This is a genomic window from Pimelobacter sp. 30-1 (assembly GCF_018831735.1).
Classification (GTDB): Bacteria; Actinomycetota; Actinomycetes; order Propionibacteriales; family Nocardioidaceae; genus Nocardioides.
Genome location: NZ_NHTS01000003.1, coordinates 790426 through 809173, shown reverse-complemented (window position 1 = coordinate 809173; position 18748 = coordinate 790426). Strand labels below are relative to the sequence as shown.

General features: G+C 73.1%; 17 protein-coding genes. 12 read left to right on the top strand and 5 right to left on the bottom strand.

From position 1 onward, the window contains the following. Positions 1-3: 3 nt before the first annotated feature. Positions 4-282 carry a WhiB family transcriptional regulator gene (locus CCO04_RS09255; protein WP_215813784.1) on the top strand — a complete coding sequence of 93 codons (279 nt, stop codon included), beginning with the start codon at positions 4-6 and terminating at the stop codon, positions 280-282. Here the strand turns inward: CCO04_RS09255 and CCO04_RS09250 are convergent. After that, positions 266-1162 carry a MerR family transcriptional regulator gene (locus CCO04_RS09250; protein ID WP_215813783.1) on the bottom strand — a complete coding sequence of 299 codons (897 nt, stop codon included), beginning with the start codon at positions 1160-1162 and terminating at the stop codon, positions 266-268. The two genes, CCO04_RS09255 and CCO04_RS09250, sit on opposite strands and share 17 nt — an antisense overlap. A 75-nt stretch (positions 1163-1237) precedes the next feature. Between CCO04_RS09250 and CCO04_RS09245 the strand changes: the two genes are divergently transcribed. From CCO04_RS09245 to CCO04_RS09225, 5 genes are all read left to right on the top strand, one after another. Next, positions 1238-2041: an alpha/beta fold hydrolase gene (locus CCO04_RS09245; RefSeq protein WP_215813782.1), complete on the top strand. Its 804-nt coding sequence runs from the start codon at positions 1238-1240 to the stop codon at positions 2039-2041. A 37-nt stretch (positions 2042-2078) separates the two neighbouring features. Then, positions 2079-2627 (top strand): nuclear transport factor 2 family protein, encoded by a 549-nt coding sequence (locus CCO04_RS09240; protein WP_215813781.1) that lies wholly within the window; start codon positions 2079-2081, stop codon positions 2625-2627. Between the two features lies 1 nt (position 2628). Further along, positions 2629-3624, top strand: coding sequence for an LLM class flavin-dependent oxidoreductase (locus CCO04_RS09235; protein ID WP_215813780.1), 996 nt, complete (start codon positions 2629-2631; stop codon positions 3622-3624). Positions 3625-3724: 100 nt separating this feature from the next. Further along, positions 3725-4636 (top strand): DUF1028 domain-containing protein, encoded by a 912-nt coding sequence (locus tag CCO04_RS09230; protein WP_215813779.1) that lies wholly within the window; start codon positions 3725-3727, stop codon positions 4634-4636. Beyond that, the gene (locus CCO04_RS09225) at positions 4633-5820 is read left to right on the top strand and encodes a M20 family metallopeptidase (RefSeq protein WP_215813778.1); all 1188 of its coding nucleotides are present in this window, start codon (positions 4633-4635) and stop codon (positions 5818-5820) included. Before CCO04_RS09230 ends, CCO04_RS09225 begins: the two co-directional genes overlap by 4 nt. On the opposite strand, the gene CCO04_RS09220 is transcribed toward CCO04_RS09225, so the two are convergent. Together CCO04_RS09220 and CCO04_RS09215 are read right to left on the bottom strand one after the other, a co-directional pair. Beyond that, on the bottom strand, positions 5763-9299 hold the full coding sequence (locus CCO04_RS09220; protein ID WP_215813777.1) for an indolepyruvate ferredoxin oxidoreductase family protein: 3537 nt from the start codon (positions 9297-9299) through the stop codon (positions 5763-5765). The genes CCO04_RS09225 and CCO04_RS09220 overlap by 58 nt on opposite strands. Further along, entirely contained in the window at positions 9296-10384 is a 1089-nt protein-coding gene (locus tag CCO04_RS09215; protein ID WP_215813776.1) for a Glu/Leu/Phe/Val dehydrogenase dimerization domain-containing protein, read from the bottom strand. Before CCO04_RS09215 ends, CCO04_RS09220 begins: the two co-directional genes overlap by 4 nt. A 171-nt stretch (positions 10385-10555) precedes the next feature. Here CCO04_RS09215 and CCO04_RS09210 point away from each other — a divergent pair, with 171 nt between their 5' ends. Both CCO04_RS09210 and CCO04_RS09205 read left to right on the top strand, forming a co-directional pair. Beyond that, positions 10556-11005 carry an Lrp/AsnC family transcriptional regulator gene (locus CCO04_RS09210; protein WP_215813775.1) on the top strand — a complete coding sequence of 150 codons (450 nt, stop codon included), beginning with the start codon at positions 10556-10558 and terminating at the stop codon, positions 11003-11005. A 132-nt stretch (positions 11006-11137) separates the two neighbouring features. Continuing rightward, complete coding sequence (locus tag CCO04_RS09205) at positions 11138-11857, top strand: GntR family transcriptional regulator (protein ID WP_215813774.1); 720 nt, start codon at positions 11138-11140, stop codon at positions 11855-11857. A gap of 21 nt (positions 11858-11878) precedes the next feature. Here CCO04_RS09205 and CCO04_RS09200 read toward each other — a convergent pair whose 3' ends face one another. Beyond that, positions 11879-13123, bottom strand: a complete 1245-nt coding sequence (locus CCO04_RS09200; RefSeq protein WP_215813773.1) for an amidohydrolase family protein — start codon at positions 13121-13123, stop codon at positions 11879-11881. Continuing rightward, positions 13120-13590 carry an OsmC family protein gene (locus CCO04_RS29170; protein ID WP_215813772.1) on the bottom strand — a complete coding sequence of 157 codons (471 nt, stop codon included), beginning with the start codon at positions 13588-13590 and terminating at the stop codon, positions 13120-13122. The genes CCO04_RS09200 and CCO04_RS29170 overlap by 4 nt, the downstream gene beginning before the upstream one ends. Positions 13591-14041: 451 nt before the next feature. Here CCO04_RS29170 and CCO04_RS09190 point away from each other — a divergent pair, with 451 nt between their 5' ends. The 4 genes from CCO04_RS09190 to CCO04_RS09175 all read left to right on the top strand — a co-directional run bounded on the left by CCO04_RS09190 (position 14042) and on the right by CCO04_RS09175 (position 18727). Beyond that, positions 14042-15232 carry an ABC transporter substrate-binding protein gene (locus CCO04_RS09190; protein WP_215813771.1) on the top strand — a complete coding sequence of 397 codons (1191 nt, stop codon included), beginning with the start codon at positions 14042-14044 and terminating at the stop codon, positions 15230-15232. Positions 15233-15308: 76 nt separating this feature from the next. Next, complete coding sequence (locus CCO04_RS09185; protein WP_215813770.1) at positions 15309-16166, top strand: branched-chain amino acid ABC transporter permease; 858 nt, start codon at positions 15309-15311, stop codon at positions 16164-16166. 3 nt (positions 16167-16169) lie between these two features. After that, positions 16170-17990, top strand: a complete 1821-nt coding sequence (locus tag CCO04_RS09180; protein WP_215813769.1) for an ATP-binding cassette domain-containing protein — start codon at positions 16170-16172, stop codon at positions 17988-17990. Beyond that, a complete protein-coding gene (locus tag CCO04_RS09175) occupies positions 17987-18727 on the top strand; it encodes an ABC transporter ATP-binding protein (protein ID WP_215813768.1) in 741 nt (246 codons plus the stop codon). Before CCO04_RS09180 ends, CCO04_RS09175 begins: the two co-directional genes overlap by 4 nt. The last annotated feature ends 21 nt before the right edge of the window (positions 18728-18748 follow it).

The following is an 18748-nucleotide window of genomic DNA, read 5'->3' as shown; positions in this document are numbered from 1 at the left end:
GCGGTGTGGTGGGACGCGGCCGAGTGCCTGTGGGAGGACCCCGAGCTCTTCTTCCCCGACGGCAGCCTGGGGCGCACCGCGCGCAACCTCGCGGCGATCGCGCGGACGGTGTGCGCCCGCTGCCCGGTGCGCGAGGAGTGCCTGGGGATGGCGCTCGAGCTGGGTGCCGAGTTCGGGGTGTGGGGTGGCACCACGCCCGAGGAGCGCCGCCGGATGGCCCGCGCGACGGCGGGACGCCGTACGCGCGAGCTGTTCGAGGCGCCGCTCAGCCGACCGGCGTGACGCCGGAGGCGGCCCGCACGATGCGCTGGGTCATCGGGTCGGACCACGCGTGCGGCGGGAGCAGCTCGATCCACAGGCACCGGGCCGGGATGTCGCCGGGGTTGCGCCACGACAGGAAGATGTTGGGCGGCACCGTGATCGAGTCGCCGGGCCCGACGGTCGCGGTGTCGGCTGCCTGCTCGTGGTCGTGGGAGGTCCCGCCGAGCCGGAACTCGACCTCGCCCACGAGCACGTGCGCGAAGGTCTCGCCCGGCCGGGAGTAGGGGCCGCCGCTCGATCCGCTCGGCGCGATCGTGAGCATCGCCGGCTCGAGCTGGTGCCCGGGCATCGAGAGCTCCTCCCAGTGGGCGCCGTTCTCGAGCTCGACGGGCGCCCGGTCCTCCTCGCGTACGACGGTCGCGTCGGTCGCGTGGAAGTCCGCCAGGCCGCTCATCGGGATGCCCAGGGCGTCGGTGAGCCGGGCGACGAGCTGGGTGGAGGGCCGGTCGAGGCCGCGCTCGATCGACGACAGGTGCGCGGTCGAGGTCTCCGCCTCGCGGGCCAGTGCGGCCAGGGAGAGCCCCCGGGCGAGCCGGGCGCGGCGCAGCCGGGCGCCGTCGGGCTGGGGCGCCGCGGCGGGCTGCTGCTCGACCGGGTCGGTGGTGCCGTCGTCGGGCAGCGAGATCCGGATCGCCGCGGGGTTCCAGCCGTGCCGGCGCCGGAGCTCGGCGATCTGGCGGGCCCGGGCGACGTGCTCGGGTGCGTAGCGCCGCTGGCCGCCGCCGGTGCGGTCGGGGACGAGGAGCTCCTGCTTCTCCCACACGCGCAGGGTCTGGGGACTCACGCCGATCTCGGCGGCGACGTCACCGATCGTGCGCCAGCTCTCCGCGGGGTCGGTCATCGCGCCACCCTATCGGCCGGTTCCTGGTGACTCGTCATGGACCAAACTTACAAGAAAGATGTAGAGTCTCGAACCATGCGCACCCCCGCCGAGGTCCTCCCGCGACGCGTCGAGCTGCGCGGCGGCGTGTCCGTCCTGCTCCGCGAGGCGGCCGCTCCGGCCGGCCGCGCGGCCCCCCGGGTGCTCCTCGTGCACCCGGCCAACATGCAGGCGGCGAGCTGGGACCGGGTCGTCGCGCGCCTCCCCGCCGACTGGTCCTGCGCCGCCGTCGACCTGCCCGGCCACGGCCGCTCCGCCCCGCGCGCCGACTACGACCTCGCGACCTGGACCGCGTCCTGCCGGCACGTGCTCGACGAGCTCGGCTGGCCCGCCGCCCACGGCGTCGGCGCCTCGGTCGGCGCCGCGGTGCTCGCCGCCCTCGCCGCGACGGACCCGGCCCGGGTCCGCACGCTCACCACCGTGGGCGGCGCCTGCCGGGCCGCGAGCGCCGCCGACACCGCGGAGTTCCTGGCCGAGCTCGACCGCCTCGGCGCTGGCGAGCTGCTCCGCGCGATCGTCGCCGGCGAGCCCGGGCTCACCCCCGAGCAGGCCGCCGACGCGGTCGCGCACACCGTGCCCGGCGCGGTCCGCGCCCAGGTCGCCGCGATCTGGCGGGCTGCGGCTGCGAGCGCCGCGCTCGACCACGCCGACCGGATCACCTGCCCGGTGCTCGCCGTCGTCGGCGAGCACGACCAGGGCTGCCCGGTCGCGGACTCGGCCGAGCTCGCCCGGCGTACCGGAGGACGGCTCGCGGTGCTCGCGGGCCAGGGCCACCTCCCCCTCTACGGCGCCGCCGGCGACGTCGCGGACCTGGTCCGCGCCCACGTCACCGGCCGCTGACCGACCGCTCCACCCCCATCAGAGAGGAACCACCCGCATGACCGCACCGACCTTCGCCCGCCGTACCGCACCGCAGGAGGACATCGACCAGATCCTGCACCTGCACCGGGAGTGGTGGGAGTCCAACCTGGACTGGGACATCCCGCGCATGAGCAAGGTCTTCCCGGAGCCCGGCGAGGAGTACCTCATGTTCAACTTCAACGGGCACCCCTACTTCAGCCTGCGCGAGAAGGTCGCCCTCTGGGAGTTCTACCGCGACCTCATCGACCAGTCCGGCGGCATGACCACCCGGGTCATGCGCCTGGAGATCAAGGGCGACATGGCCTGGCTCGCCTGCGAGTTCTCGATCGAGGCCGAGATGCGCGACGGCGGCGAGTGGACCGCCGACAACGTCGATGCGACGGTCGGGCGGGCCACCGAGATCTACCACCGCGACAACGGCTCCGGCGCGCCCGAGTGGCGGATGTGGCACACCCAGATCACCGCCCTGCCCGAGCTCGACGAGGAGCGTCCCGGCCTCGGCGGCTCGACGGCGTCGCGCGGCCTCGGCTGGGTGCCGTGGAACCCGCTTCCCGAGGGGGTCTGAGATGGGGACGACGAGCAGCCGCGGCCCCCGCATCGGCCTGGTCCTCGGCAGCGCGCAGCCCCCGGGTGAGACCGTCGCCCTGGCCCGCGCGGCCGAGCAGGGCGGCTTCGACGAGCTGTGGGTCGGCGAGGACTACTTCTTCACCGGCGGCATCGCCACCGCCGGCGCCGCGCTCGCGCACACCACCCTGCCGGTCGGCATCGGCATCCTGCCGACCACCTCGCGCCATCCCGCGCTCCTGGCGATGGAGCTCGCGACGATGGCCGAGATCTACCCGGGCCGGCTCACCGCCGGTGTCGGCGTCGGCGTGCCGGACTGGCTGGAGCAGATGGGCATCGGCCCGGCCAAGCCGCTGACCGCGCTCAAGAACACCCTCGGCGCACTGCGCCTCCTGCTCGAGGGCGGCGAGCTCACCACGGCCAACGACGACTTCGTCGCCTCCGGCGTACGCCTGGAGCACGCGCCGGCCACCCCGCCCGCGCTCTTCCTGGGTGTCGGCGGCCCCAAGGCGCTGCGCACCGCGGGCGGGATCGCCGACGGCGCGATCCTCTCGGTCCTCGCCGGTGAGGAGTACGTCCGCTGGGCGGCCGCCGCGGTCGCCGAGGGCGGGGCGGGGGAGGACTTCGACCTCGTCGCCTACACCTTCGTGAGCATGGCCGACGACGCGCTGGAGGCCCGGGAGCGGCTGCGCGAGCTGTTCGCCATCTACCTGCTGGCGGGGCCGCGCAACCCGATGACCGAGGCGCACGGGATCGCCGACGAGGCGGCCCACCTCGCCACGCTGCCGTTCGAGGAGGCGGTCGCCAAGATCCCCGACGCCTGGATCGACGACCTCGCGATCGTCGGCGACCCGGACACCTGCGCCCGCAAGATCCGGCGGCTGGGCGAGGCCGGGGCCACGGCGGTCAGCTTCTGCCTGGTCCCCGGCGACGACGCCGAGGCCGAGGTGGCGCGGCTCGCGACCGAGCTGCTCCCGCGGGTCCGGGGCGAGCGATGACCGGGATCATCCCGGGGGCCAGCCTGGCGCTCGTCGGCCTCCGGGTCCGGGAGGCGGCCGCGCCGCGCCCGGCCCGGCGAGCCGGGAGGGTGGGCGCCCGATGACGTTCTCGGTGATCGGGTTCGACCCCCGCGACGGCTCGCTCGGCTTCGCCTCGCAGTCGCACTTCTTCGGCGTCGGCTCGGTCGTGGGCCGGGCCGAGGCCGGGGTCGGCGCCGTGGTCAGCCAGGCGTTCGCGAACACCGACTGGCCGCACCTGGGCCTCGGCCTGCTCCGCGAGGGCGGCTCGCCGGACGAGGTGGTGCGCCTCCTCGTCGCCGGCGACGACCTCGCGGAGCACCGCCAGCTCCTCGTCATGGACGCCACCGGACGCAGCGCCGCCCACCACGGCCGGGCCTGCGCCCCGGCGGTGAGCAGCGCGGCCGACGTGACCTCGGTCGCGGGCGGCAACATGCTCGCCTCGGCCGAGGTCGCGCCCGCGCTGCTGCTCGGAACCCCGGCCGGCCCGGACGCGCCGCCCCTCGCCCACCGCCTCGTCGCCGCCCTGCGCGCCGGCGAGGACGCGGGCGGCGACGTCCGCGGCTCGCAGTCGGCGGTCGTCTCCGTCGTCAGCGGCCGCCGTACGGCGACGCCGTGGCGCGAGGTCCTCGCCGACCTCCGGGTCGACGACCATCCCGACCCGGTGGCCGAGCTGGAGCGGATGCTGCCGCTCCACGAGGGCTTCGGAGCCGTCGGCGCCGCGCTCTTCGCGGCCCCGCTGGTGATCGGTGCCCGCGCCGCCGTCGACCCGGCCCTGGCCGACGCGATGCTCGACCGGCTCGCCGCGGCCGAGGACCTCCTGGGCGACAACCGCGAGGCCGCCCTGTGGCGTGCGGTGGTCGCCCTCCGCGCCGGGCGGACCTCGCTCGGCCGCGAGGTCCTGACCGCCCTGCTCCGCGAGCGCCCCGCACTGAGCGGGTTCGTCGACGGTCTGGTCGAGGTCGGCATCCTGGACGCGGCGGACCTCCGATGAGCGCCGATGCTGCCGCCGCCGCTGTCTCCCCGGAGCGCGTGGTCGCGCTGACCGAGGCCCTGGTCCGGTGTGACACCCAGAACCCGCCGGGCCGCGAGACCTCCGTCGTCCCGGCCCTGGTCGGCGTCCTCGAGGGCCTCGGCTGCGCGGTCGAGGTCGTCGAGCCCGTCCCCGGGCGGCCGTCGGTCCTCGCGACCTACCGCCCCAGGGCCGGCTCGGCGGGGACCCTCCTGGTCAACGGCCACATCGACGTCGTCCCGGTGGTCGCGGCGGACTGGACCCACCCGCCGTTCGAGCCGACCCTGGTCGGCACCCGCCTCCACGGCCGGGGCACGGCCGACATGAAGGGCGGGATCGCCGCCGCCATCGAGGGTCTCGCCGCCTGCCGGGACGCGGGCGTCGAGCCACCGGCCACGATCGTGCTGCACCTGGTCGCCGACGAGGAGACCGGGGGAGCCCACGGCACCGAGGCGCTCGTCGCCGCCGGCCGGGTCCAGGCCGACGCCTGCCTCGTCCCGGAGCCGACCGAGCTCGCGATCTCCGTCGCCGAGCGCGGCACGGTCCAGGTGCGGGTCCGGGTCGAGGGCGAGGCCGGGCACGGCTCCGAGCCGGGCGCCGCCCGGTCGGCGATCGCCGACGCGGCGCGGATGATCACCGCCCTGCACGACGGCGCCGTCTCCGCCGCCGCCCACCCCTACGTCGGTACGCCGACGTGCAATGTCGCGCTGGTCGAGGGCGGGGTGGCGCGCAACGTCATCGCGCCGTGGTGCACGTTCGTGCTCGACCGACGTACGGCGCCGGGGGAGAGCGTCGCCGACGTCCTCGCCGGGCTGCGCCGGGTGATCGACGCGGCCTGCCCCGGCGCGGTCTACGACCTCGAGACGCTCGTCGTGGTGGAGCCCTCCGAGGTGCCCGCCGACCATCCGTTCCCCCGCTTCGTCGCGGGGCTGACGGGTGCCGACGACTTCGTGGGGCTCTCGCTCGCCACCGACGGGCGCTTCCTCCGCAACCAGCTCGCCATCCCGACCGTCATCTACGGTCCGGGCTCGATCCGTCAGGCCCACACGGCCGACGAGTGGGTCGAGGTCGGCGAGCTGGTCGCGGCGGCGCGTACCTTCGCGCGGGCCTACGCGAGCTTCACGGCCGGGGGCGTCACGCCCAGCTCGGCCAGCTCGGCCACGTAGCGCTCCACGTTGCGCAGCTTGACGCCCTCGTAGCCGCGGACCAGGTCCGGGAGCTCCGCCAGACGCACCGCCCGGTCGTACCCGGCGGGCGTGAGCTCCCGGGCCAGGTCGGCGACCAGCGTGCGGTAGTGGTCGCGCAGGTCGCGCTCCACCCGCCGTACGTGGGCGTAGCCGAACGGGTCGGCCGCGGTGCCGCGCAGGAACTTCATCCGGGCCAGGGCCCGCAGCGTGACGTGCGAGCGCGGGCCGAAGCCGACCTTCTTCTTGCGGCCCAGGGCGCGCAGCGCCGGCGGGTGCAGCTGGAAGGACACCGTGCCGCCGGGGTACGCCGCACCGGTCGACGCGACGAACGCCGGGTCGGTGAGCAGCCGGGCGACCTCGTACTCGTCCTTGTAGGCGGTCAGCTTGAACAGGTGACGCGCGACGGCCTCGCTGAAGCGGGTCTCCGTCGTCACCGCCTGCTCGGCCCGGGCGATCGCGGCGACCACGTCGACGTAGGCGTCGGCGAGCCGCTCGTCCTGGTAGCCGACGAGGTCCGCGGCGCGGCGCTCGACCAGCCGCAGGACCTCGCCCTGCAGGCCCGAGGCGGCAACCGACGCGGGCACGACCGGCGTGCTCGCCGCGACCGGCGCGGCCGCAGCGGCGCCGGCGTTGGCGGCGTGGAAGGCGGCCGGGTCGGTGACCGCGACGCGTCCCCAGCGGAAGGCGGCGACGTTGGCGGCGACGGCGGTGCCGTTGATCTCGATGGCCTCCTCGATCGCCGCCGCCGGCAGCAGCAGCGCACCGGTCTGGTAGGCGGCGCCGACCAGCAGGAAGTTGGCCGCGACCGTGTTGCCGAAGATCCGGTCCGCCGCCTCGAGCGCGTCGAAGTCGAAGAGCTCCTTGCTCGCCGTGCGGACCCGGGTGAGGAGGTCGCCGTCGTCGGGGTGCTGCACCGACGGGTCGTAGACCATGGCGCCCGTGGGGGTGCGGCTGGTCGAGACCACCGTGCGGGTCAGCGCCGTCGCGCCGTAGGCGAGGTTGCGGTCCTCGGCGAGGGTCAGCAGGTCGAAGCCGAGGAAGCAGTCGGCCGAGCCCGGGGTGAGCCGGTTGGCCGGCTCGAGCTCGCCGTCGGCGAACCGCAGGTGACCGGTGACCGGGCCCGCCTTCTGGCTCAGGCCGGTCTGGTCGAGCGACTCGACGCCGTAGCCGGCGCGCAGGGCGGCGGTGGCGAGCACCTGGTTGACGGTGACGATGCCGGTTCCGCCGATGCCGACCATGAAGACGTTCTGGGTCGTGGTGACCCGCTGCTCGGCGACGCTGGGGGCGGCGCTCGGCGGGGTCGGGTACGAGCGCTTGGCCTTGGGGGTCTTGGCCGCCTTGCCCGCCTGGGGTGCCTTGCGCCGGCGGCGGGGGGCGGTCTCGACCGTGACGAACGACGGGCAGTCGCCCTCGAGGCAGCTGTAGTCGGTGTTGCAGGAGGTCTGCTCGATGCGGGTCTTGCGGCCGTACTCGGTCTCGACGGGCTGCACCGAGAGGCAGTTGCTCTTGACGCCGCAGTCGCCGCAGCCCTCGCACACGGCCTCGTTGATGACGACGCGCTTGGTGCGGGTGGGCAGGGCGCCCCGCTTGCGCTGGCGGCGGGCGTCCGCGGCGCAGTGCTGGTCGTAGATCAGCACGGTGACGCCGGGGACCTCGCGCAGCATCTTCTGCGCCTCGTCGAGCCGGGTGCGGTCCCACAGCAGGGTGCCGGGAGCCAGGTCGCGGCGCTTGTGCCGGCTCGGCTCGTCGGCGCACACGACGATCTTGCGCACACCCTCGGTGTGCAGCTTGCGGGTGAGCTGGGGGACGCTGAGCGCGCCCTCGGCGTCCTGGGCGCCGGTCATCGCGACGACGTCGTTGTAGAGCACCTTGTAGGTGATGTTGACGCCGGCCGCGATGCAGGCCTGCACGGCGAGCTGGGCGGAGTGGAAGAACGTGCCGTCGCCGACGTTCTGGAAGACGTGGCCGGCGTCGGTGAACCAGGCCTGGCCGATCCACTGCGCGCCCTCGCCGCCCATCTGGGTCAGGCCGGTGACCGCGCTGTCGTCGCGGTCGGAGACCGTGACCATGGCGTGGCAGCCGATGCCGCCGCCGCCCATCGAGCCGTCGGGGATCGCGGTGGAGCGGTTGTGCGGGCAGCCGCTGCAGAAGTACGCCGACCGGCTGGTCGACAGCAGCGGCAGCGGGATCCGCTTGGCCGGCGGCGGCTGGAGCGCCACGGTGCCCTGGAGCAGGTGGCGCATGGGCGCCAGCAGGCGACCCGAGGTGAGCTCGCCGTCGGCGGGCACCAGCGTGAGGCCGGTGCTGTCCTTCTTGCCGAGCACCTGGGGCGCACCGGCCGTGCCGTAGAGGATGTCGCGGATCTGGGTCTCGACGAAGGACGTCTTGTCCTCGATCACCACGAGGCGGTCGAGGCCCGCCGCGAACCGTCGTACGACGCCGGGCTCGACGGGGCTCATCAGGCCCAGCCGGAGCACCCGGATGCCGGCCGCGTGCAGCGCCTCGTCGGTGATGCCGAGGTCGGTCATCGCCTGGCGCATCGAGTCGTAGCAGCTGCCGGTGGCGACGAAGCCGGTCGTCGCGTGCGGCGGGTCGATCTCGACGCGGTCGATCCCGTTGGCCGCGGCGTAGGCGCGCGCCAGCTCGGTGCGGGGGCCGACGAGCTCGGCCTCGGTGGCCACGATCGCGGTCGGGCTGACCACGAGGGGCTGCTGGCGGTAGGTGTAGGGGGCGCCGTTCCACTCGATCGAGGGGATGACCGGCGCGAGGTCGCCCACGGACGGGTCGACGACCCAGGCACCGTCGGCGACGTCAGCGACGATCTTGAGTGCGACCACGCAGCCCGAGGTCCGCGACATCTCGATGCCGTGCAGGCCGAGGGTGACGATCTCCTCGGCGTTGCGCGGGAAGAGCACCGGGATGCCGAGCGCGGCCAGCGAGCGCTCGCTGACGGCCGGCACGGTCGACGACTTCGACGCCGGGTCGTCGCCGACCAGCAGCAGCGCGCCGCCGAGCGGGTGGACGCCGTACATGTTGGCGTGGCGGAGGGCGTCGGTGGCGCGGTCGAGGCCGGGGCCCTTGCCGTACCAGAAGCCGGTCACGCCGTCGTGGGTGCGCCGGCCGAGCGGGAGCTCGATCTGGCTGCCCCACATCGAGGTGGCCGCGAGCTCCTCGTTGAGGCCGGGCACGAAGCGGATGTCGTTCTCGTCGAGCACGTCGCGCATCTCGCCGAGCATCTTGTCGAGACCGCCGAGCGGGCTGCCCTGGTAGCCGGAGATGAACGACGCCGTGCGCAGGCCGCGGCGCCGGTCGAGGGCGCGGTGCTCGACCAGGAGCCGGGCGATCGCCTGGACGCCGGTGAGCAGCATCGGCGGGCCGCCGGGGCGGTACCGGTCCGCGAGGTCGTACGACGCCGCGGGCTCGGGGCTCGTCGTGGGCCGGTCGATGAGCTCGGTCATCCCCGCGCCTCCCGCGCCGGGGCCGCTGCCAGTCGCTCCGCGACCACCTCGGCCGCGACGTCGAGCGGGCTCCGGCCGCCGGCCGCCGAGCGGTCCAGGATCGTGCGGACCGTGTCGGCGATCGTGCCGACCTCGGCACGGACCTCCTCGGGCGAGCGCTTCCAGATCTCGCCGCCGACCTGGATCAGGCCGCCGGCGTTGGCGACGTAGTCGGGGACCCAGGTGATCTCGCGGCCCTGGAGCAGGCCGGCGACCGAGGAGTCGAGCAGCTGGTTGTTGGCCGCGCCGCACACGACGGCGGCCTGCAGCGCCGCGACGGAGGCGGGCGTCAGGGTCGCGCCGAGCGCGCAGGGGGCGTAGACGTCGAGCGCCGCGTCGCGCACCGACGCCAGCACGGCGACCTCGGGGTGGCGCCCGACCAGGCGGGCGACCGAGTCGGCCGACGGGTCGGCCACGGACACCCGGGCACCCGCGTCGAGGAGCAGCGAGACCAGGTGGGTGCCGACCTTGCCGATGCCCTCGACGCCGACGGTGCGCCCGCGCAGGCCCTCGGGGCCCCAGCGGTGCTCGGCGGCGGCGCGCATCGCGGAGAAGACGCCGTAGGCGGTGGAGAAGCCGCTGTCGCCGGAGCCGCTGTTGGTGCCCACGACGTACGAGGTGGTGGTGGCGACGACGTCGAGGTCCTCGGCCGTCGTACCGACGTCGGCGGCGGTGAAGTAGCGCCCGGACAGCGTGTCGACGAAGCGGCCGTAGGCCCGCAGCAGGTCGGGCGTCTTGGTCGTCGCGGGGTCGCCGATGATGACGGCCTTGCCGCCGCCGAGCGCGATGCCCGCGGCCGCGGCCTTGTGCGTCATGCCCTGCGAGAGGCGCAGGACGTCGGTCAGCGCGGCGCTCTCGGAGGCGTAGGGGTAGAACCGGGTGCCGCCCAGCGCCGGGCCGAGCCGGGTGTCGTGGAGCGCGATGATCGCCCGCAGACCGCTCGCCTCGTCGCGGCAGAAGACCACCTGCTCGTGGCCGGCGGTGCTCAGCTCGTCGGTGCGCTCGAAGACGAGCTCGGCGGACGGGGACGGGGCGGTGATGGTCATCAGGCTCTCCAGGGGGCAGGGGGAGTGCGGGCGGGTCGCAGGGACGAGCCTGGCGCCCAGGTGCGCCGGGTCACAACCTCGATCCCGCACTTTGGCGACGATCCGCAACCTCTGCTCCCGCGCCTGCGCCCGAGGCGCAACAAAGGCGCTGTCAGGCGTACGCTTCGTTGCGTGAGCGAGCAAGCCGTCCTCGACCAGACCGACCGCGCGATCCTCGACCTCCTGCGCGAGAACGCCCGGCGCCCCCTCCGCGAGATCGCCACCGCCGTCGGCCTGACCGTCGCCCCGGTCCAGCGCCGCATCGCCCGCCTCGAGAAGGTCGGCGTCATCGAGCGCTACACCGTCCAGGTCAACCACGGCCGGATCGCCACCGGCATCGAGGCCGTCACCGAGCTCCAGTTCGCCGACGACCTCGACCTCGCTCAGATCATGGAGTACGTCGCCCAGATCCCCGAGGTCGAGGAGGTCCTCACCCTCGCCGGCGACCCCGACGCCCTCGTCCGGGTCCGCGTCGACGGCGTCGAGGACCTGCGCCGCGTGGTCAGCCAGCTCCGCTCCAGCGGCCCCATCGCCAGCACCAAGACCCTCGTCATCCTCGAGGGCTGGACCCGCTTCGGCTGACCCCACCCCCCGCCGAAGTGGCACGGTTCGACCCCGAAGTCGCAGGGTTGCGGCACCGAGGGCGCAGGGTTGCCCGGTCCACTCCCTCGGACACCGTGCGGCGGCACGGCACGCCTCCTCTAGGGTGGCGCCATGACGGGGTCCGAGCTGCCGGAGCCGGTCGAGCGCCGGTTGCAGCGGCTCTGGACCGAGGCCGCCGAGCGGGGCGCGGCGATGCCGAGCGAGATCGCGCTGGCCTCGTCGCTCGAGGTCAGCCGGCCGGCGGTGCGCGAGGCGCTGGTACGGCTCGAGGAGCGCGGGTTCATCCATCGGCGCAAGGGCGCCGACACGACGGTCAACAGCTCGCTGCTCGGCATCCCGGCGCGCTTCGAGCAGCGGCTCGACAGCTCTGAGCTGATCGCCGCGATGGGCCGTACGCCGTCCCTCGACGTGGTCGACGTGCGCGTCGAGGAGGTCACGCTGGACGAGGCCCACGAGCACGACGTGTCGCCCCGCCAGACCGTCCTCCGTACGACGAAGGTGTGGTCGGCCGACGGCGAGCCGGTGCTCGTCGCGCGCGACGTGGTGCCGGTGCTGACCCGGACCGATCCCGAGAGCCTCGACCCCGCGACGCCGATGGTCGACCTGGCGATCGCGCTGACCGGTGAGCGGGTCGGGTGGGAGCTGGTGTTCCCCGGCGCCGACGGGCTCTCGGACGACGAGGCCGCGCTGACCGGGCGGCCGGCCGGCGAGCCCGCGATGACGTTGGACGCCACGGGGATCAGCCGGACCGGCCGGGTCTGCTACTGGACCCGCGAGGTGCACCTGCGCGGGGCGTTCCGCTACGCGATGGTGCGCCGCGCGGACTGGTAGTCCGCGCGGCGCACGCTGCGCTCAGCGCAGGATCCGGGTCCGGGTCTCGGACTCCGCGATCACGCGGCCGCGCCGCACGACCCACCGCGGGCGGGCGTGCTCGGTGAGGACGTCGCGCACCGACTCGTACGGGTGCACGCAGAGGTCGGCGGTGTGGCCGACCGCGATCCCGTGGTCCGGTACGCCGAGCACGTCGGCCGCCCGGGTGGTGATGAGCTCGAGCAGCAGCCGCTGGTCCTCGTGGGTGAGGAAGCGCAGGGTGTGCGCCGCCAGGAAGGCGACCTCCAGCATGTTGTTGCGGCCGAACGGGTAGTACGCGTCCTCGACGTCGTCCTGCCCGAGCGCGACGGCGATGCCGTCCTCGGCGAAGTCGCGCACCGGCAGGTGCAGCGGCCCGGTGTGCGGGTCGGAGACGAAGCCGAGGCCGGCCGCCTGGGCGAGGTCCATCAGCCGCTGCAGCGTGGGCTGGGGGTACTCCGCCAGGGCCCGGGCGTGGCACGCGACGCCGCGGCCCTGGAGGCCGTGGTCGAGCATCGCCTGGGCGAGCATCTGGGTGGTGCGCAGGCTCGGGTCGCCGGCGTCGTCGACGAGCATCGCGACGCGCTTGCCCTGCTCGCTCGCGAGCCGGCACGCCCACGTGACGTGGGCCTGCGCGTCGGCGTCGGTCATCTCGATCCAGGGGATGCCGCCGACGACGTCGGCGCCCATCCGCAGCGCCTCCTCGCACAGCTCGGCCGCGCCGGGGTCGCGGATCAGCCCGTCCTGGGGGAAGGCGACGACCTGGAGGTCGAGCAGGTCGCGGTACTCCTCGCGGACCTCGAGCACCGCCTCCATGCCGACCAGGCGCGCGGTCGTGTCGACGTCGACGAACGTCTGCATGTGCAGCGTGCCGTTCTCGACGGCGGCGTCGAGCGCGCGACGGATGTTGGGGACCAGCCACGAGCGGTCGTACTGCCGCTTGACCTGGCTGGCCTCGCGCACGATGGAGCGCAGCGCGGCTCCCATGTTCCCCGACGTGTACGCCGCCAGGGCGCCGTCGCCCGCACGGTCGAGCGAGTGCACCTTCTCCAGGTGCAGGTGGCCGTTGACGAAGGTCGGGGTGACGAGCCGACCCTCGGCGTCGATCGTGGTCGTCGCGGTGGTGCCCGCCGGCGGCTCGGGCGCGACGAACACGTAGCGCCCGTCGCGCACACCGAGCGCGACGACGGAGCCGTCGGTCAGCCGGGCGCCGGTGACGAGGAGGTCGACCTGCTCGGGGGCGCTCATGCCGCCACCTCGAACGCGACGCTCTCCTGCAGGTTGAGCGCCCGGCGCAGGGTGTTGCCGACCGGGCAGGTCTCGATGCCCTGGCGCAGCGCGTCCTGCTGCTCGGCGGTGAGGTCGCCGCGCACGGTGACCTCGGCGATGATCCGGGAGATCCGCAGCTCGCGCTCGCCCGGGTCGAGCGGGCCGGAGGTCGGGCGGTTGACCCGCAGCGAGAGCCGGATCGTCGCGTCGTCGTACTCGAAGCCGCCCTGCCGGGCGACGCCGCGCAGCGTGCCGGCCATGCAGCCGCCGAGGGCGGACAGCACGAGGCCGAACGGGTTGGGCGCCGTGCCGTCGCCGTCGAACTCGCGCGGCTCGTCGATGACGACGGTGTGCTCGCCGCCGACGACGGCGAGCGAGGCGTAGTTGGTCAGGCTGTGGACGACGACATCGCGGTTGGCCGACGCCACGGTGGTTTCAGCGGTCACGGGGGACCTCCCTGAGGGCGGAGAATCTGTCAGACATGAGATTCCCCACATGTCAGACATGTGTCAAGACCTTGAGGGGCGCCCGAGGGCCGGATCGTCAGGAATCGCCCTCCAGGACTGGCGATCGGGGCACTTCTTGCCGGTGCACGCCCCGGGTCGGAAGGCCACGCGCGCGCCCGTCGGACGCCCGAAATTCCCTACCTAGCATTCGCTCGGTTTCCCTCGTACTATGACTACTCGAAATACCCCGGAAGGAAACAGCGAGGAGCTCGGGCCCTCGCCGGCACTCGCCCCCGGGGTACCTCGGTCGGACCGCGCCGTCTCGGGTTCGCGGATCGCCGACGTCTGTCGCCTCAAACAATCAAGCGCTTGCTTGACCGTTGTGACAGAGGTCATCTAGCGTCGAACTAGCAAGCGCTTGGTTTGCTGGAAGTCATCAGAAGGAACTGGGATGAAGACACGTCTGTTCAAGGTGGTCGGTGGCCTCGCTGCCCTCGCTCTCGTCGCCGCCGGCTGTGCCGGTGAGGACTCGAGCGGAAGCGACGACGAGTACCACGTGCTGGTGCTCGGTGGCGTCTCGGCCGAGGGTGTGCTGGCGGACAACGCCTCCACCTCGGTGCTCTCGGCCAAGGCCGGGGTCGAGCTCGTCAACAAGAACGGCGGCATCGACGGCAAGAAGGTCACCATCAAGGTCGTCGACGACCAGGCCGACCCGACCGTCGCCGTCACCAAGCTGCGCGAGGCGATCGCCAAGGGCAAGCCCGACCTGGTCCTGAACTCGGGCCCGTCGACGGTCGCCGACGCGACCCTGCCGATCCTCAAGCAGAACAACATCCTGTCCTTCAACATCGGCCCGACGGAGACCTCGGCCGACCCGAAGGCCTTCCCGCTCAACTTCGACCTGTCGGCGAGCGCGCAGAACCAGCTCGACGCCTTCCCGCCGTACTTCGCGGAGAAGGGCTACAAGAAGGTCGGCATCCTGCACGGCTCCAGCTCCTACGGCGAGGTCTACGGCGCCGCCGCCGAGAAGACCTTCGACGGGGCCGGCCTCGACGTCGTCGCCAACGAGGAGTACGACGTCGCGGCGCTCGACATGACCGCCCAGCTCGAGGCGATCCGCTCGAAGAACCCCGACGCGCTCGTCCTCGACGCGTACGGCGCCCCGCTCGGCTACGTCCTCAAGGGCGTGGAGAAGCTCGGTTGGGACATCCCGATCGTCGGCAACACCTCGGTCGCCGCGACCGGCCTGATCTCCACCGAGCCGCCGTCCGGCGTCCTGGGCACCCCGGCCGTGAAGAACCTGGTCATGCAGGTCTACAAGAGCACCGCCAAGGACCCGGCCGCGACCGACGTCAACGACCTCGTCGCCCGGATGAAGGCCATCGACCCGATCAAGTCGACCCTCATCGTGGCCTACAACAACGACGCCCTGGCGCTCGTCCAGGCCGCGGCCGAGAAGGCCGGCTCGACCGACCCGAAGAAGCTCGCCGAGGCGCTCACGGACTCCTCCGTCCAGCAGGACGCGACCACCGCCGTGATCGGCACCTACCTCTTCAGCGCCGACTCGCACGCCGCGAACCCCGGCCCCGAGGAGTTCGCGTTCATCGCCCCGGGCCCGCTCGTGGACGGCCAGTTCCAGTAACCACCTGAGGTGCCGGTGGGGCGGGAATCTCCCGCCCCACCGGCCTTTCACCCGTTCGACGACCCGAGGAAGCACCGTGACTCTGATCTGGGGTGGCCTGTCCCTGGGCGCGATCTACGCGATCGTGGCCATCGGCTACAACATCGTCTTCATCTCCTCGAAGACCTTCAACTTCGCCCACGCGCAGCTGACCATGGTCGGCGCCTTCGTGGCCTACACCGGCCTGGTCAAGTGGCACCTGCCGACCCTGCTGGTCCTGGTGATCGCGGCCGCCGCGGTCGCGCTGGTCGCCGCGATCGAGGAGCGGATCGCGATCCGTCCCGTCGGCGACATGCACAACATCCTGGTGACCACGCTCGGCGCCTCGATCCTGCTCGACGGCCTCGCCCAGCTGACCTGGGGCAGCCAGCCGCTGAGCGTGCCGTTCTTCGCCGGCGACAAGGCGATCTCGCTGTTCGGCGGCCGGGTCTACCCGGTCGAGATCTTCCTCATCGCGATCGCGGTGCTGCTCGTCGTCGGGCTCGGCATCTACAGCCGTCGCTCGCTCACCGGTCTCGCCCTGCTCGGCATGGCCGAGGACCGCGAGGCCGCCCTGCTGCGCGGCGTCAACGTCCGCCGCCTGGCGTTCATGGCGTTCGTCGCGGCGGGTGCGCTCGCCGGCTTCGTCGGCCTCTTCGTCGGCTCCAAGACGTTCGCGGTCTCGACGCTGGGGGCGGCGCTCGCGCTCAAGGGCTTCGTGGTGCTGGCCATCGGCGGCTTCGGCTCGATGCCCGGCACGCTGGTCGGCGGCACCCTCGTCGGCCTGGCCGAGGCGTTCGCCTCGCGCTACCTGGGCGGTGAGTACGCCAACCTCGCGGTCTTCCTCATCCTCGTCACCATCTTGATGCTGCGCCCTGCGGGCTTGTTCGTCCGGACGAAGGAAAGGGTGGTCTGACTCATGGCTGGTCTGCCGCTCGCCCGTCGTATCGCCGCGGGACCGCTCTGGCTCGTCCCGCTGGTGCTGGGGATCCTGCTGATCCTCGTGCCGTACTTCAACCTGGAGTACTCCATCGTCCGCCAGCTCCAGCTGGCGATGATCCTGTCGCTGCTCGTCAGCGGCCTCAACCTCAGCCTCGGCTTCGCCGGAGAGCTCGCTCTCGGCCAGGTCGCGATGTACGCCGCCGGCGCCTACACCGCCGGCATGCTGTCCCAGCGCGGGCACACCGACATCCTGCTCCAGCTCGTCGCGGCCGGTGTCGCGGCGCTGCTGGTCGGCATCGTCACCGGTATCCCGGGTCTGCGCCTGGGCAGCTGGTCGCTGGCGATGACGTCGTTCTTCCTGGTGCTGCTGCTGCCCGACGTGCTCGCGATCTTCCGCGAGGACACCGGCGGCCGCAACGGCCTGACCGGCATCCTGTCGCCGACGCTCTTCGGCCGGATGCTCACGCCCGAGGACTACTTCATGGTCATCGCGGTGGTGACCGTCGCCTGGTTCGCGGTGATGCGCAATATCGCCGTCTCCCGGCACGGCACCGCGCTGCGGGTGCTCAAGCAGAGCCCCGTCCTGGCCGCGTCCATGGGCATCAACGTGTTCCGGATGAAGCTGATGGCCTACGCCCTCGGCGCCGTCCCGGCCGGCCTCGCCGGCGCGCTCTTCGCCAGCCTCGACCTCTACATCTCGCCCGAGGCCTTCTCGTTCACCGTCGCCACCACGATTCTCGCGGCCTCGGTGCTCGGCGGCTCGGCCAGCGTCTACGGCGCGGTGTTCGGCGCGTTCATCCTGCAGTTCGGGCTCAACCAGTCGACCGAGTTCCAGCGCTACTCGCTGGTCGTCACCGGCGCCTTCCTCATCATCGGCGGCGTGCTCCTGACCGGCGGTCTGTCCGGTCTGGCCCGCTCGCTGTGGAAGAAGACGCTCGGTGAGGACCCGGCCGTCGCGGCCGGCGCCGCCGGACTGGACGCCCGCCCCGACGACGAGGTGCCCGCCGTCCCCGGCAAGGTGCTCAAGGTCGAGGGCGTCGCCAAGTCGTTCGGCGGCAACCAGGCGCTCAAGGGCGTCGACCTGGTCGCCTCGCCGGGCCGGGTCACCGCCCTCATCGGCCCCAACGGCTCGGGCAAGACCACGCTGCTCAACATGATCTGCGGCTTCTACCGCACCGACGCGGGGGTCATCGCCCTCGACGACCGGCACCTGCAGCGGATGGGCCCCGACCGGGTCGCCCGGACCGGTGTCGCGCGGACCTTCCAGACGCCCAACATCCCCGAGGGCATCACGGTCCGCGAGGCCGTCATGGCCGGTCGGTACGCCGGAAACCGCGCCACCGTGCTCGAGGCCGTGCTGCGCCTGCCGCGCTACCGCAAGGTGCGCAAGGCCGACCTCAGCGAGGCCGACCGGGTGCTCGAGCTCGTCGGCATCCGGCACCTCGAGGACGCTGAGGCGACCGCGCTCCCGCTCGGCCAGCGCCGGCTGCTCGAGGTGGCGCGCTGCCTGATCAGCAACCCCGGCGTGCTGCTGCTCGACGAGACCGCCTCCGGGCTCGACGAGCACGAGGTGGACCGCCTGGCCGAGGTGATCCGCCGGGTGCGCGATGCCGGCGGGACCGTCGTCCTGGTGGAGCACAACTTCCAGCTGGTCCTCTCGCTGGCCGACGAGATCGTCGCCCTCGCCCACGGCGAGCTGATGGCCAAGGGCACGCCCGAGGAGATCCAGAACAACGAGCGGGTGATGGCCGAGTACCTCGGCATCGATCCCGACAAGCAGGCGGGAGGAGTCCGATGACGCAGTCCGACAGCACTCCGCTGCTCGAGGTCCGCGGCCTCGGCACCGGGTACGGCGACCTGCGGGTCGTGTGGGACGTCTCCTTCGACGTCCGGGCCGGTGAGATCACCGTCCTGCTCGGCCGCAACGGCGCCGGCAAGACCACGACGATCCGCGCGATCAGCGGGCTCAACAAGATCGTTGCCGGCGAGGTGCGCTACCGAGGCGAGTCGCTCGCCAAGGTGCCCGCCCACCAGCGGGTCCGGCAGGGCATCGCCTACGTCCAGGAGGGCAAGCGCGTCTTCCACTCCCAGACGATCGAGCAGAACCTGCTGCTGGGCGGCTACACCCGCAAGATGAAGCGCGCCGAGCTGCGCTCGGAGGTCGAGCGGATCTACGAGCTCTTCCCGATCCTCGCCGAGAAGCGGGCGCTGCCCGCGTCGAGCATGTCCGGTGGCCAGCAGCAGATGCTCGCCATCGGCCAGGCGCTCATGTCCCAACCCAGCCTGCTCATGCTCGACGAGCCGTCCGGTGGTCTGGCTCCGGTCATCGTCAACGAGGTGATGGAGCGCGTCCACCAGCTCAAGGAGACCGGCATCGGCATCCTGCTCGTCGAGCAGGCGGTCGAGGCGTCGTTCGCGATCGCCGACCACGTCACCGTCCTCGACATGGGCAAGACGATGCTGTCGTCGCCGGCCAGCGAGGTCAGCGACATGACGCTGCTGCAGGACGCCTACTTCGGCAAGACCGCGTCCTAGGACGCACCTGCGCGGCCTCCG

What these genes read in the sequence shown, in the direction of transcription:
- CCO04_RS09225 (WP_215813778.1), top strand. Translation starts at nt 4,633, where the DNA reads ATGAGCGCCGATGCTGCCGCCGCCGCTGTCTCCCCGGAGCGCGTGGTC.
- CCO04_RS09245 (WP_215813782.1), top strand. Translation starts at nt 1,238, where the DNA reads ATGCGCACCCCCGCCGAGGTCCTCCCGCGACGCGTCGAGCTGCGCGGC.
- CCO04_RS09190 (WP_215813771.1), top strand. Translation starts at nt 14,042, where the DNA reads ATGAAGACACGTCTGTTCAAGGTGGTCGGTGGCCTCGCTGCCCTCGCT.
- CCO04_RS09175 (WP_215813768.1), top strand. Translation starts at nt 17,987, where the DNA reads ATGACGCAGTCCGACAGCACTCCGCTGCTCGAGGTCCGCGGCCTCGGC.
- CCO04_RS09180 (WP_215813769.1), top strand. Translation starts at nt 16,170, where the DNA reads ATGGCTGGTCTGCCGCTCGCCCGTCGTATCGCCGCGGGACCGCTCTGG.
- CCO04_RS09235 (WP_215813780.1), top strand. Translation starts at nt 2,629, where the DNA reads ATGGGGACGACGAGCAGCCGCGGCCCCCGCATCGGCCTGGTCCTCGGC.
- CCO04_RS09230 (WP_215813779.1), top strand. Translation starts at nt 3,725, where the DNA reads ATGACGTTCTCGGTGATCGGGTTCGACCCCCGCGACGGCTCGCTCGGC.
- CCO04_RS09205 (WP_215813774.1), top strand. Translation starts at nt 11,138, where the DNA reads ATGACGGGGTCCGAGCTGCCGGAGCCGGTCGAGCGCCGGTTGCAGCGG.
- CCO04_RS09250 (WP_215813783.1), bottom strand. Translation starts at nt 1,162, where the DNA reads ATGACCGACCCCGCGGAGAGCTGGCGCACGATCGGTGACGTCGCCGCC.
- CCO04_RS09240 (WP_215813781.1), top strand. Translation starts at nt 2,079, where the DNA reads ATGACCGCACCGACCTTCGCCCGCCGTACCGCACCGCAGGAGGACATC.
- CCO04_RS09220 (WP_215813777.1), bottom strand. Translation starts at nt 9,299, where the DNA reads ATGACCGAGCTCATCGACCGGCCCACGACGAGCCCCGAGCCCGCGGCG.
- CCO04_RS09215 (WP_215813776.1), bottom strand. Translation starts at nt 10,384, where the DNA reads ATGACCATCACCGCCCCGTCCCCGTCCGCCGAGCTCGTCTTCGAGCGC.
- CCO04_RS09200 (WP_215813773.1), bottom strand. Translation starts at nt 13,123, where the DNA reads ATGAGCGCCCCCGAGCAGGTCGACCTCCTCGTCACCGGCGCCCGGCTG.